General features: G+C 60.4%; 11 protein-coding genes. 9 read left to right on the top strand and 2 right to left on the bottom strand.

The features are described from left to right. Nucleotides 1–85: 85 nt before the first annotated feature. Entirely contained in the window at nt 86–973 is an 888-nt protein-coding gene (locus ACM530_RS07125) for a LysR family transcriptional regulator (RefSeq protein WP_145160193.1), read from the bottom strand. 153 nt (nt 974–1126) lie between these two features. On the opposite strand from ACM530_RS07125, the gene ACM530_RS07120 reads away from it, so the two are divergent. From ACM530_RS07120 to ACM530_RS07080, 9 genes are all read left to right on the top strand, one after another. After that, entirely contained in the window at nt 1127–2617 is a 1491-nt protein-coding gene (locus tag ACM530_RS07120) for an aldehyde dehydrogenase family protein (RefSeq protein WP_242198994.1), read from the top strand. Nucleotides 2618–2788: 171 nt separating this feature from the next. After that, entirely contained in the window at nt 2789–4072 is a 1284-nt protein-coding gene (locus ACM530_RS07115; protein WP_416364502.1) for an NAD(P)/FAD-dependent oxidoreductase, read from the top strand. Nucleotides 4073–4458: 386 nt separating this feature from the next. Next, nucleotides 4459–5595, top strand: a complete 1137-nt coding sequence (locus ACM530_RS07110; RefSeq protein ID WP_145160199.1) for a branched-chain amino acid ABC transporter substrate-binding protein — start codon at nt 4459–4461, stop codon at nt 5593–5595. 232 nt (nt 5596–5827) lie between these two features. Continuing rightward, nucleotides 5828–6742 (top strand): ABC transporter permease subunit, encoded by a 915-nt coding sequence (locus ACM530_RS07105; RefSeq protein ID WP_053254074.1) that lies wholly within the window; start codon nt 5828–5830, stop codon nt 6740–6742. Between the two features lie 2 nt (nt 6743–6744). Then, nucleotides 6745–8022 (top strand): high-affinity branched-chain amino acid ABC transporter permease LivM, encoded by a 1278-nt coding sequence (gene livM, locus ACM530_RS07100; protein ID WP_145160201.1) that lies wholly within the window; start codon nt 6745–6747, stop codon nt 8020–8022. Next, nucleotides 8019–8894 (top strand): ABC transporter ATP-binding protein, encoded by an 876-nt coding sequence (locus tag ACM530_RS07095; RefSeq protein WP_369301553.1) that lies wholly within the window; start codon nt 8019–8021, stop codon nt 8892–8894. Before livM ends, ACM530_RS07095 begins: the two co-directional genes overlap by 4 nt. After that, on the top strand, nt 8891–9607 hold the full coding sequence (locus ACM530_RS07090; RefSeq protein ID WP_416364501.1) for an ABC transporter ATP-binding protein: 717 nt from the start codon (nt 8891–8893) through the stop codon (nt 9605–9607). Before ACM530_RS07095 ends, ACM530_RS07090 begins: the two co-directional genes overlap by 4 nt. 823 nt (nt 9608–10430) lie before the next feature. After that, on the top strand, nt 10431–11195 hold the full coding sequence (locus ACM530_RS07085; RefSeq protein ID WP_064450434.1) for an SDR family oxidoreductase: 765 nt from the start codon (nt 10431–10433) through the stop codon (nt 11193–11195). Nucleotides 11196–11392: 197 nt separating this feature from the next. Beyond that, nucleotides 11393–12298 (top strand): cation diffusion facilitator family transporter, encoded by a 906-nt coding sequence (locus ACM530_RS07080; protein ID WP_416364500.1) that lies wholly within the window; start codon nt 11393–11395, stop codon nt 12296–12298. A 111-nt stretch (nt 12299–12409) separates the two neighbouring features. Here ACM530_RS07080 and ACM530_RS07075 read toward each other — a convergent pair whose 3' ends face one another. After that, nucleotides 12410–13531, bottom strand: coding sequence for an AGE family epimerase/isomerase (locus tag ACM530_RS07075; protein WP_416364499.1), 1122 nt, complete (start codon nt 13529–13531; stop codon nt 12410–12412). Nucleotides 13532–13691 lie beyond the last annotated feature (160 nt).

The following is a 13691-nucleotide window of genomic DNA, read 5'->3' as shown; positions in this document are numbered from 1 at the left end:
AGGCAAGCCAGCTCCCACACTTGAAATGCATTCCAAATGTGGGAGCTGGCTTGCCTGCGATGGCGGTGGTGCAGCCAAAAAAGCGCTAACCCTGTTCCATCATCCACTTCACAAAATCGCGCACCTTGGGCACCTCCGCCGAATGCTCCGGATACGCCAGGTAATACGCATCCTGGCTGGGCAACGCATGCTGCCAGGGAATCACCAGCTTGCCTTCCGCCAATTCTTCTTCCACCAGAAAACGTGGCAGCAGCGCCACGCCACAGCCCACCTGCGCCGCACGAATACACATATAGAAGGTGTCGAAACGCGGGCCGTGGTAGCTGTGTTCGGTGTGGAAACCCTGGCTGGCGAACCAGTCATGCCAGCCTTGGGGCCGCGAGGCGTTCTGCAGCAGCACCAGGTCGCTGAGTTGCGTGGGGTCAGTGAACGGCTGCGCAGGGAGGCTTTCCGGCGCGCACACCGGCACCAGTTCTTCGCTGAACAATTTCAGGCTCTCGGTGCCGGGCCGTGAGCCCTGGCCGAAGTAGAAGGCCATGTCGGCCTTGCCTTGCAGCAATTCGTCCGGCTCCTGCTCGTTGCACAGGTCCAAATGGATGTGCGGATGGCGCAAACGCCAGCCCTTGAGGCGCGGCACCAGCCAGCGCGCGCCGAAGGTGTAGGGCGTGGACACCCGCAGCACTTCGGTCTCGCCGCCGTAGGAGCGCAGGTAATGGGTGGACATCTCCACCTGTGTGAGGATTTTTCGCACTTCCACCAAGTACAAATCGCCCGCCGGGGTCATCTGCAAGCGGCGGCGCACCCGGCGAAACAGCAGGTGTTGCAGCAACTCTTCCAACTGCGCGACCTGTTTGCTCACCGCGCTTTGCGTGAGGTTCAGTTCCTCGGCGGCGCGGGTGAAGCTCAGGTGGCGGGTGGCGGCTTCGAAACACTGCAGGGCGGTGATCGAGGGCAAATGTCTTTTGTTCAGCACGGCACGCCTCTTTTTATTCTTTGCATGAATAAACGGAATGATATCTCGCCTAATCGTCGTTTGTTGGCAAGTCTTGGGCCAGCTACAAATAAGGCCTGGATCGCCGTGTCTGTGGCGGCGCGAATTTTCTGTTTGAAATTGAAGGAGTGACCCATGGTTGCCGCATTGCTTGATCGTCTCGGGGTGAGCCCGGCGCTATACCAGTCGGGTAAACAACCCGTGCATTCGCCGATCGACGGCAGCCGTATCGGCAGCGTGCACTGGGAAGGCGCCGCCGAGGTGGAGCAACAGGTCAGTCGCGCCGAGCATGCATTCGAGGCTTGGCGCAAGGTGCCGGCACCGCGTCGTGGCGAGCTGGTGCGCCAGTTCGGCGACGTATTGCGCGAATACAAGGCAGACCTCGGCGAGCTGGTGTCCTGGGAAGCCGGCAAGATCACCCAGGAAGGCCTGGGTGAAGTGCAGGAAATGATCGACATCTGCGACTTCGCCGTCGGCCTGTCCCGCCAGTTGTACGGCTTGACCATCGCCTCTGAGCGCCCGGGCCACCATATGCGTGAAACCTGGCACCCGCTGGGCGTGGTCGGCGTGATCAGCGCCTTCAACTTCCCGGTGGCCGTGTGGGCGTGGAACACCACGCTGGCGCTGGTGTGCGGCAACGCCGTGATCTGGAAACCGTCGGAAAAGACCCCGCTCACCGCGCTGGCGTGCCAGGCGCTGTTCGAGCGTGTGCTGAAGACATTCACCGATGCGCCCGAGTACCTGAGCCAGGTGATCATCGGTGGCCGCGACGCCGGCGCCGCGCTGGTCGATGACCCGCGCGTGGCATTGATCAGCGCCACCGGCAGCACCCGCATGGGCCGCGAAGTGGCGCCCAAAGTCGCCGCGCGTTTTGCCCGCAGCATTCTCGAACTGGGCGGCAACAACGCAATGATCCTCGGCCCAAGCGCCGACCTGGACATGGCCGTACGCGCCATCCTGTTCAGCGCCGTCGGCACCGCCGGCCAGCGTTGCACCAGCCTGCGCCGCCTGATCGCGCATGAATCGGTCAAAGAAGAAATCGTCACCCGCCTCAAAGCGGCCTACTCCAAGGTGCGCATCGGCCACCCGCTGGAAGGCAACCTGATCGGTCCGCTGATCGACAAACACGGCTTCGAAAACATGCAGGACGCCCTGGAGCAGGCCTTGAGCGAAGGCGGCAAGGTGTTCGGCGGCAAGCGTCAGCTGGAAGATAAATTCCCGAATGCCTACTACGTGTCGCCCGCGATTGTGGAAATGCCTGAGCAAAGCGACGTGGTGTGCACCGAAACCTTCGCGCCGATTCTGTATGTGATCGGCTACAGCGACTTTGCCGAAGCCCTGCGTTTGAACAACGCCGTGCCGCAAGGCCTGTCGTCGTGCATCTTCACTACCGATGTGCGTGAAGCCGAGCAGTTCATGTCGGCGGTGGGCAGCGACTGCGGCATCGCCAACGTCAACATCGGCCCCAGCGGTGCGGAGATTGGTGGCGCGTTTGGCGGTGAGAAAGAGACTGGCGGCGGGCGCGAGTCGGGTTCGGATGCGTGGCGCGGCTACATGCGTCGCCAGACCAATACCGTGAATTACTCGCTGGAGTTGCCGCTGGCGCAGGGCATTACCTTCGACTAAATCCCTGTCGAAACGCGGTTAAAAATGTGGGAGCGGGCTTGCTCGCGAATGCGGTGGATCAGCTGTATATCTGTTGACTGACACACCGCTTTCGCGAGCAAGCCCGCTCCCACATTTGACCTCATTTGCAGTTCGGAAAAGTGGTTTGTTAGGTCTCATCGGAGTCTGGCAATGGCATTACGCGAAGCATGTTTGTGGGAACACCTTACCCCTGGCCGCCCGGACCGGGCCGCGCTCAAGGGCGAGGTCAAGGTCGATGTGTGCGTGATCGGCGCCGGGATCACCGGGTTGTCGGCAGCCGTGCATTTGCTGGAGCAAGGTAAAAGCGTCGCCGTGCTGGAGGCCCATCGCACCGGCCATGGCGGTTCGGGGCGTAACGTCGGGTTGGTGAATGCCGGTATGTGGATTCCCCCGGACGAGATCGAAGCCGGTTTCGGCGAGGCGGTGGGCAGCCAGCTCAACCGCATGTTGGGCGCAGCGCCGTCACTGGTGTTCAGCCTGATCGACAAGTACGGCATCGATTGCCAACTGCGCCGCGAGGGCACCTTGCACATGGCGCACAACGCCCGTGGCGAGGCGGATTTACGCAGTCGTGAAGCACAATGGAAGCGCCGTGGCGCGCCGGTTGAATTGCTGACCGGGCAAGCCTGCGAACACGCCACCGGCACCAAAAAGATCGCCGCCGCATTGCTGGATCGGCGTGCGGGCACCTTGAACCCGATGGCCTACACCAGTGGTTTGGCGAATGCGGCGGTTGGCCTGGGCGGGCAGCTTTTCGACCATTCCCCGGTCACCCGGCTGGAGCGCCAGGGCGCAACCTGGTCGGTGCAAACCGCGCAGGGCTCGGTGCAGGCTGCACAAGTGGTGATCGCCTCCAATGCCTACACCGAAGGCGAATGGACTGAGCTGCGGCGCAATTTCTTCCCAGGCTATTACTACCAGGTCGCCTCGGCGCCGCTGACGGACGACGCTGCCCAACAGATCCTGCCTGGCGGGCAGGGCTCGTGGGACACACGCCAGGTGTTGAGCAGCATCCGCCGCGATGCGCACGGCCGCCTGTTGCTCGGCAGCCTGGGCAACGGTAATCAGAAACCCGCCTGGTTCCTCAAGGCGTGGGCCGATCGGGTGCAGCAGCATTACTTCCCGTACCTCAAATCGGTGCAGTGGGAATACACCTGGACCGGCTGCATCGCCTTCACCCCGGACCACCTGATGCGTCTTTTCGAGCCCGCGCCGGGCCTGGTGGCGGTGACCGGCTATAACGGGCGCGGCGTGACCACCGGCAGCGTGGTGGGCAAGGCCTTTGCCGACTATTTGTGTCACCAGAATGCCCAAGCCTTGCCGATTCCCTTCGCACCGATGCAACCGCTGGCCGGGGTGGGCTTGCGCAGTTGCCTGTATGAAGCCGGATTTTCGCTGTATCACGCGGGCCAATGCCTGCGGATCGTGATCTGATCAGCGAAATACCTGTCAGAAGCCTGCATTTTCTTAGCAGGCTACTAATCTGTATTGGTGCAAGTCGTAGCAATCACGCACTGTAAATGTGCAGTTCCGTTACGCACATTGTTACAGGCGTAGGAACTGTCGTTTATCCGTCTGGTTGCAGGTGCGACCTGCCAGGGTTGTACTTTTTTGCTCCGTCGGTTGCACCTCTCGGTGCTAGACGGTTGCACGTGCTGGCAAAAGGAGTCGAAACGCCTGTAATAACAATGACACCGTGTCTTTTTGAAGAATAAAAAAGTAATGGCACGCGGCTTGCTCTGGGCTTTCCCTGAAAGTTTCAGTTGACGGTTCGCAGTGAAATCGTAGTGCCAATAAACAAAAACCTCGGAGCACCACTCATGTCCCAGACGTTTTACAAGAAAGGTTTTCTGGCCCTCGCCGTTGCAGCGGCGCTGGGTGTTTCTGCGTTTGTTCAAGCTGATGTGAAGATTGGCGTAGCGGGGCCGATGACGGGCGCCAACGCAGCTTTCGGTGAGCAGTACATGAAGGGTGCCCAAGCGGCAGCCGATGTGATCAACAAGGCCGGCGGGATCAACGGCGAGCAACTCAAGCTGGTGGCCGGCGATGACGCCTGCGAGCCGAAGCAGGCGGTGGCCGTCGCCAACCGTCTGGCAGACCAGGACAAAGTGATCGGCGTGGTCGGGCACTTCTGCTCCTCCAACACCATTCCGGCCTCCGAGGTGTACGACGAAGCCGGCATCATCATGATCACCCCGGGTTCCACCAACCCACAGGTGACCGAACGTGGCCTGGGCGCGGTGTTCCGTATGTGCGGGCGTGACGACCAGCAAGGCATCGTCGCCGGCGACTACATTGTCGATGTGCTCAAAGGCAAGAAAGTCGCGGTGATCAACGATAAAGACACCTACGGCAAAGGTCTGGCTGACGCCACCGCTCAGCAGTTGACCAAACGTGGCGTCAAGCCGGTGCTGGAAGAAGGCCTGACCCGTGGCGAGAAAGACTTCAGCGCCCTGGTCACCAAAATCCGCTCCACCGGTGCTGATGTGGTGTACTTCGGCGGCCTGCACCCTGAAGCCGGTCCACTGGTGCGCCAGATCCGTGAAGCGGGCCTCAAGGACGTCAAGTTCATGTCCGATGACGGCATCGTGACCGACGAACTGGTCGCCACCGCGGGCGGCGCGCAATACGTAGACGGCGTTTACATGACCTTCGGCGCCGACCCGCGCCTGCTGCCAGACAGCAAGACCGTCGTGGAAGAGTTCCGCAAAAACGGCACCGAGCCTGAAGGCTACACCCTGTACGCCTATGCCTCGATCCAGGCCCTGGCCGCCGGTTTCAACGGCGCCAAGTCCAATAAAGGCGAAGACGCCGCCAAGTGGCTGAAATCGCACCCGGTCAAAACCGTGATGGGCGAGAAAAACTGGGACGCCAAGGGCGACCTGAAGATCTCCGACTACGTGGTTTACCAGTGGGATAAAGACGGCAAATACCACCAGCTGGAAAAGCAGAAGTAAGAACAAACACGATCGTTTAAGCGCCTCGATCCCCTGTGGGAGCTGGCTTGCCTGCGATAGCGGTTTCACCTTCAACAAAGGTGTTGGTTGTCAGTCCGTCATCGCGGGCAAGCCCGGCTCCCACAGGGGGTGTGGTTGCTCGCACCATCGTGTCAGGCGACAAGTCTGTCTTTTCCTCCAGAAGCGCCGCACGCCCATCGGTGTGCAGGTGCTCACCGCGTGAGATTGCGTTATGGATGGTATTTTCCTGCAGCAACTGGTCAATGGCCTGACCCTCGGGTCGGTCTATGGCCTGATCGCCATCGGCTACACAATGGTCTACGGCATCATTGGCATGATCAACTTCGCCCACGGCGAGGTTTATATGATTTCCGCTTACCTCGCGGCGATCAGTCTGGCACTGCTGGCTTACTTCGGCATCGAATCCTTCCCGCTGCTCATTCTCGGCACCCTGATATTCACCGTGGTCGTCACCGGCGTTTACGGTTGGGTCATCGAGCGTGTCGCCTACAAACCGCTGCGCAACTCCACCCGACTGGCACCGCTGATCAGCGCCATCGGCATCTCCCTGATCCTGCAAAACTATGCGCAGATCGCTCAGGGCGCGAAACAACAAGGCATTCCAACCCTGCTGGCCGGCGCCTGGCGCGTCGATATCGGCAGCGGTTTCGTGCAGCTGACCTACACCAAGGTGTTCATCCTGGTGGCCGCGTTTCTGGGTATGGGGCTGCTGACCTACATCATCAAGTACACCAAGCTCGGTCGCATGTGCCGCGCGACCCAGCAAGACCGCAAGATGGCCTCGATCCTGGGCATCAACACCGACCGAGTGATCTCTTATGTGTTCGTGATTGGTGCAGCGATGGCGGCCCTGGCCGGCGTGCTGATTACCCTCAACTACGGCACGTTCGACTTCTACGCCGGCTTCATCATCGGCATCAAGGCGTTTACCGCAGCGGTACTCGGCGGCATCGGCTCCCTGCCTGGGGCAATGCTCGGCGGGATCATCCTGGGTATCTCCGAGTCGCTGTTCTCGGGGTTGATCAACTCTGACTACAAAGACGTGTTCAGTTTCTCCCTGCTGGTGGTGATTCTGATTTTCCGTCCTCAGGGCCTGCTTGGTCGTCCGCTCGTGGCGAAGGTGTAAACATGTCTGCTGCCAAATCGATTGATATCAAAAAAAGTGTGGTCGATACGGTCCTCGCCGGGCTGATTTCGTTGATCGTGTTCGGTCCGATCGTCGGCGTGGTCCTCGACGGCTACAGCTTCAACCTGCAACCGGCGCGCGTGGCCGTATTGGTCGCCATTGTGATGGCCGGGCGTTTTGCCTTGAGCCTGTTCCTGCAAACCCCCAAGGGCCTGAAGATTCTGCAGGGTTTTGAGAGCAGTGGTTCTGGCGTGCACGTGCTGCCGCCGGACTACAAGTCGCGGCTGCGCTGGATCATCCCGGCGCTGATCGTGATCGCCATCGTGTTCCCGATCTTCGCCAACAAGTACCTGCTCACGGTGGTCATCCTCGGGTTGATCTATGTGTTGCTCGGCCTGGGCCTGAACATCGTGGTGGGCCTGGCCGGTCTGCTCGACCTGGGTTACGTGGCGTTCTACGCCATCGGTGCCTACGGCCTGGCGCTGGGTTATCAATACCTGGGCCTCGGCTTCTGGACGGTGCTGCCCTTGGCGGCCATCTGTGCGGCGCTGGCGGGGTGCATACTCGGGTTCCCGGTGCTGCGAATGCACGGTGACTACTTGGCCATCGTGACCTTGGGCTTCGGTGAAATCATTCGCCTGGTACTTAATAACTGGCTGTCGTTCACTGGCGGCCCGAACGGCATGCCGGTGCCTTCGCCGACCTTCCTCGGCCTTGAGTTCGGGCGCAAGGCGAAGGACGGTGGAATACCTTTCCATGAGTTCTTCGGCATCGATTACAACCCCAACATCAAGTTCATGTTCATCTACATCGTGCTGTTCCTGGTGGTGCTGGCCGTGCTGTACATCAAGCATCGCCTGACTCGCATGCCGGTCGGCCGCGCCTGGGAAGCCTTGCGCGAAGATGAAATCGCCTGCCGTTCCATGGGCCTGAACCACGTGCTGGTCAAGCTCTCGGCGTTCACCATCGGCGCGTCCACGGCCGGTCTGGCCGGGGTGTTTTTCGCCAGCTACCAGGGCTTCGTCAACCCATCGTCGTTCACCTTCTTCGAGTCGGCACTGATCCTGGCCATCGTGGTGTTGGGCGGCATGGGCTCGACGGTCGGCGTGGTGATTGCGGCGTTCGTATTGACCGTCGCGCCCGAGTTGCTGCGCAGCTTCTCGGAGTACCGCGTGCTGCTGTTTGGCGTGTTGATGGTGGTGATGATGATCTGGCGGCCGCGCGGCCTGATTCGCATCAGCCGTACCGGTGTGACCCCACGTAAAGGAGTGGCGCCATGAGCAAGGAAGTCGTCCTGTCCGTGGAACATTTGATGATGCACTTCGGTGGCATCAAGGCCTTGAGCGATGTGAGCCTCAAGGTCGAACGCAACTCGATCTTCGCCCTGATCGGCCCCAACGGCGCCGGCAAGACCACGGTGTTCAACTGCCTGACCGGTTTCTACAAGGCCAGCGGCGGCAAGATCCAACTCAACATCCGCGGCAAGCAGACCAACGTGATCCAGTTGTTGGGCGAGCGCTTCAAGGTCACCGACTTTGTGTCGCCGAAAAGCTTTTTCAGCCGTGTTTACTACAAGATGTTTGGCGGCACTCACCTGGTCAACCGTGCCGGGCTGGCGCGCACCTTCCAGAACATTCGCCTGTTCAAGGAAATGTCGGTGCTGGAGAACCTGCTGGTGGCCCAGCACATGTGGGTCAACCGCAACATGCTCGCCGGCATCCTCAACACCAAGGGCTACCGTAAGGCCGAAAGCGATGCGCTCGACCACGCCTTCTACTGGCTGGAAGTGGTCGACCTGGTGGACTGCGCCAACCGCCTGGCCGGCGAGCTTTCCTACGGCCAGCAGCGCCGCCTGGAAATCGCCCGTGCCATGTGCACCCGGCCGCAGATCATCTGCCTGGACGAACCGGCAGCCGGCCTTAACCCGCAGGAAACCGAAGCGCTCAGCGCGATGATTCGCCTGCTGCGCGACGAACACGACATCACGGTGGTGCTGATTGAACACGACATGGGCATGGTGATGAGTATTTCCGACCACATCGTGGTGCTCGACCACGGCAACGTGATCGCCGAAGGCGGCCCGGACGCGATCCGCAACGACCCGAAAGTGATTGCCGCCTACCTGGGCGCCGACGAAGAGGAGCTGGTATGAGTGCACCTATCCTCGAAATGAAGGAGCTGGACGTGTTTTACGGCCCGATCCAGGCCCTGAAAAAAGTCTCGCTGCACATCAACGAAGGCGAAACCGTCAGCCTGATCGGCTCCAACGGCGCGGGTAAATCCACGCTGCTGATGTCGATTTTCGGCCAGCCGCGCGCCGAGTCCGGGCAGATCCTCTACAACGGCGTCGACATTACCCACAAGTCGTCCCACTACATTGCCTCCAACGGCATTGCGCAGTCGCCGGAAGGGCGGCGGGTGTTCCCCGACATGACCGTCGAGGAAAACCTGCTGATGGGCACCATCCCGATTGGCGACAAATACGCGCAGGAAGACATGCAGCGCATGTTCGAGTTGTTCCCGCGGCTCAAGGAGCGGCGCACCCAGCGCGCCCTGACCATGTCCGGCGGCGAGCAGCAAATGCTCGCCATCGCCCGCGCGCTGATGAGCCGGCCCAAGCTGTTGCTGCTCGACGAACCAAGCCTGGGCCTGGCGCCGATTGTGGTGAAGCAGATCTTCGCGACCTTGCGTGAGCTGGCGGCGACCGGGATGACCATCTTCCTGGTGGAGCAGAACGCCAACCATGCGCTGCGCTTGTCGGACCGGGCGTATGTGATGGTCAACGGCGAGATTCGCCTGACCGGCACCGGCAAGGAGTTGCTGGTGAACGAGGAAGTGCGCAATGCCTACCTCGGCGGGCACTGATCTGAAGGCTTGATGCAATCACCCATGTGGGAAGCGGCTTTAATGTGGGAGCTGGCTTGCCTGCGATACGAACACCTCGGTCTGTCAGGCAAACCGAGGTGATGCTATCGCGGGCAAGCCCGGCTTCTACATAAAGGCGGTTCCCACATTTGTTTTTGGGTGTCCACAGGCTTCCCGCCAAATTGTGGAAAACAAATCCAGCCACCCTCCAAAGCGCGACATATAGCCGCCGCAAATCCCTGTTTTGTCACAGTTTTGACTTGTCCCCATCCGCTGTGGAACCGGCTGTGGGTAACGTGGGAGTAGCTGGCTGAAAGCCTTTAAAACCGTGGCTTGCAGCGCGGTGGTTGTTTATTGATCAGCGGTTTTTTCGGACCCTGTCGAGCGCTTTGTCAACCTGTTTAAAGACACAGGTATATGACCGATTTATGTCGCCTGGGCCTGTGGATAAGTCTGTGACTAAACTCTGGAAAGACGTCCGCAGAGGCCGGAATGACTGGCCTGGAGCCATCGTTCGAGTTTGCATCTGTCAACCGGGCCTACATACGGCCCGTCCAAGGTCAAGCAAAAAACTTTCTAAAACTGCCTGCAGGCCTTGTACACAGCGGCTTTTGGCTTTTTGCACTTGCCCCCAAAGACTGTGGGCGCAGTTGTGGGTAACCTGCGCGCATAAGGCTGCAGACCACGGTTTATAAGGCCTCGCTCGCTATGGTTAAAAATTGACCAGCTGTACATGAAGGTGTGTGTACAGCGGTTGCCGCAATCGCGGCGTAAGGGCATTCTGCTGGCAACTTTTTTCCCAGATGCCCGCAAGGAGAACACCATGTCCGACACGCTGTTTATTACTGGCGCAACCTCAGGTTTTGGCGAAGCCTGCGCCCGCCGTTTTGCCGACGCCGGTTGGAAACTGGTGCTCACCGGCCGTCGTGCCGACCGTTTGAATGCACTGGTCGAAGAGCTTTCCAAGCAGACCGAAGTGCACGGGCTGGTCGTGGACGTACGTGACCGCAAGGGCATGGAAGACGCCATCGCCAACCTGCCGCCTTCGTTCGCCAAGCTGCGCGGGCTGATCAACAACGCCGGCCTGGCCGTGGGCACTGACCCTGCGCCCAAGTGCAGCCTCGACGATTGGGAAACCATGGTCGACACCAACATCAAAGGCCTGCTGACCACCACCAGCCTGCTGCTGCCGCGCCTGATCGCTCACGGCCGTGGCGCCGGGATCATCAACCTGGGCTCCATCGCCGGCAGCTACCCGTACCCGGGCAGCCACGTGTATGGCGGCTCCAAGGCGTTCGTGAAGCAGTTCTCGCTGAACCTGCGTTGCGACCTGCAAGGCACCGGCGTGCGCGTGACCAACATCGAACCAGGCCTGTGCGAGAGTGAATTCTCGCTGGTGCGCTTTGGCGGCGACCAGGCGCGTTACGACGCGACCTACGCCGGTGCTGAGCCGATCCAGCCGCAGGACATCGCCGACACCATCTTCTGGGTGCTGAACACCCCGGCGCACGTGAATATCAACCGCTTGGAGCTGATGCCGGTGAGCCAGACCTGGGCTGGGTTTGCGATTGAGCGTGGGGCTAAGTAAGGCTTAAGACCGAGTCGCTGCCATCGGGGGCAAGCCCCCTCCCACACTCAACCGAGTTTCAACTTTGAAATGCGGTCAAATGTGGGAGGGGGCTTGCCCCCGATGGCGTCAAATCGGCCAAAACACGACATAAGGTACACTCCACCCCTGAAAACCCCTCCGCACTGTGCGGTTTAAAGGTTTTGACGGGAGGAAATGTGAGTAACCGAGGTGAGCAGGCACTGCTCAAACAATCGACCATCCTGATGTTCGCGGTAGCGATCGCCGGGATTGTCACGGGTGTGATATCTGGCGCCCAATCCATTCTGTTCGACGGCTTTTTCTCGCTGATCGCCACCGCCATCAAGGTGTTGATGCTGATCACGGCCAAGCTGATCGCCAAAAAAAGCAACGAGCGTTTCCAGTTTGGCTATTGGCACCTGGAGCCAATGGTATTGCTGATCGAAGGCAGCTTTTTGCTGCTGATCGCCATCTACGCGTTTCTCAACGGCGTGTTCGGCATTATCAATGGCGGGCGCGAGATCGAGTTGGGGCTGGTGATCGTTTATGCGGCGGTGTTTACCGTCGTCGAATTCGCCTACTTCTTCTACGTGCGCTACCGCAATCGCAAACTGAAATCTTCGCTGATCCAGTTCGACAACATCAGTTGGCTGGTGGACGCGATGCTCTCGGTGGGTTTGCTGATCAGCTTTCTCGCCGCGCTGTTGCTCAAGTCTCAGGGGTATGACGAGTGGGCGGTGTATGTCGACCCGCTGATCTTGATCCTGTTGGCCCTGAGCATGCTGGCGCCGGCGTTCAAGATTCTGCGTCCGGCCTTGCGCGAAGTGCTGGGGATTGCCCCGGATCACTTGGACGACAAGGTGCGCGAAGTGATGGAGGCGGCGCAAGCCAAGCATGGTTTCGACGACTACGAGTCCTACGTGCAAAAGCACGGGCGGGCGCGGTTTATCGAGATTCATGTGGTGCTGCCGGCGGATTACCCGGTGGGCAACGTCACGACCCTCGACGCGCTGCGCGAAGAGATATCCACAGCGCTGGGCACGCCGGATGCGGCGCGCTGGCTGACAATCAGTTTTACCGGGGATCGCAAGTGGATTGCGTGACGGTCAGCTAGACCGCGGTGGGGCCATCGCAGGCAAGCCAGCTCCCACACTTGAATGGGTTCACACATTCAAAATGTGGGAGCGGGCTTGCCCGCGATGCGGCCCTGAAAGTCAGCCTAGATACTGGATCAAACCCTGATAGCAGGTCGCCAAGTGATACGGCGTGGTCGACGGCATGTCCCGTCGGCTCACTACGCCCTGGGCATCCAGACATTCATGCCAGCCCTTGTCATGCAAAAAGTGCTGTTGCAGCGCCAGCAATTGGCGTTGCAGCACTGCCTCGCTGGCGGGCCGCAAGGTCAGCGCGCGCAGGTATTCAGCCTGGGCCCAGATCCGTTGAGTGCCATCGCGCACCGTGCCGTCCAGGGCGAGCATGCCGCTGACCGCGCCGCTCGATTTATCCACACCCTTGAGCTCGGCGTAGGCAAACGCCCGCGTCAACGAGGCATGCAGCGCGGTGCCGCGAAGCACGTCTGAAGACGCCAGCAAAAAGAACCATTCGAACTGATGGCCGGGCTCAAACCAGTTATCCACAGCACCCAGCGGTTTCTCCATCATTACGCCGTGCTCGCGGTCGATGAAGCGCTTCTGCATGGCCGTGGCAAGGTCCAGCAGTGCATCTTGCGTGACGGCGTCTTCACGCACGGCCAGGGTGGCGAGAAAGCCTTCGGCCAAGTGCATCAGCGGGTTTTGCAGGGGGCCGGACTTGAGGGATGACCAGTTGCGCTCCAATACCGCTTCGTACAGGCCGTCGCCTGTGGCGAAACGTTCGGCGACCACGGCCAGCGCCGCATTGAGCACCGATTCCACCAATGGCTCACGCACTTTGGCCCAGTAGTGGGCACAGGCAAAGATGATGAAGGCGTGGGTGTAAAGGTCTTTGCGCTTATCCAGCGGCTTGCCGTGCGCGTCGATGCTGTAGAACCAGCCGCCGTGCTCGGCGTCGTGAAAGTGCCGTTGCAGGGAGCGAAACAGCGCCGCCGCGCGCTCTTCGGCAAAGGCCGCCTGCGGCTCGCCGATCAGGCTGGCGAACAGGTACAGCTGCCGCGCGCAGGCCATGGCCCGATAGCGTTGCGGGGGCAAAGGCTGGTGATTGGCGTCCAGCGCCTCATAGGGCAACGCCAGCTCGGCATTCCAGCCCGGGCCCTGCCACAGCGGCACGATCAGGTCATGGAAGTGCGTGAGCACGGCATTCAACGAAGGCTGGGAGGCGGAACTTGGAGCGGTGGGCATCGGCTGGCGTCGTCACGGCAGGGGTGTAGGCGCGCATGGTAGCAGGCTTGGGATGGATGGTGGTTTTGAGACCGCTTTCGCGAGCAAGCCCGCTCCCACATTCGACCGCTTTCCAACGCTAGGACGCGGTTAAATGTGGGAGCGGGCTTGCTCGCGAAGA

Origin of the sequence: Pseudomonas sp. NFX183 (genome assembly GCF_047943075.1) — a bacterium.
Taxonomy (GTDB): Bacteria; Pseudomonadota; Gammaproteobacteria; order Pseudomonadales; family Pseudomonadaceae; genus Aquipseudomonas.
The sequence above is the reverse complement of the archived record's forward strand: the minus strand, read 5'-3'. Positions and strand labels throughout refer to the sequence as shown.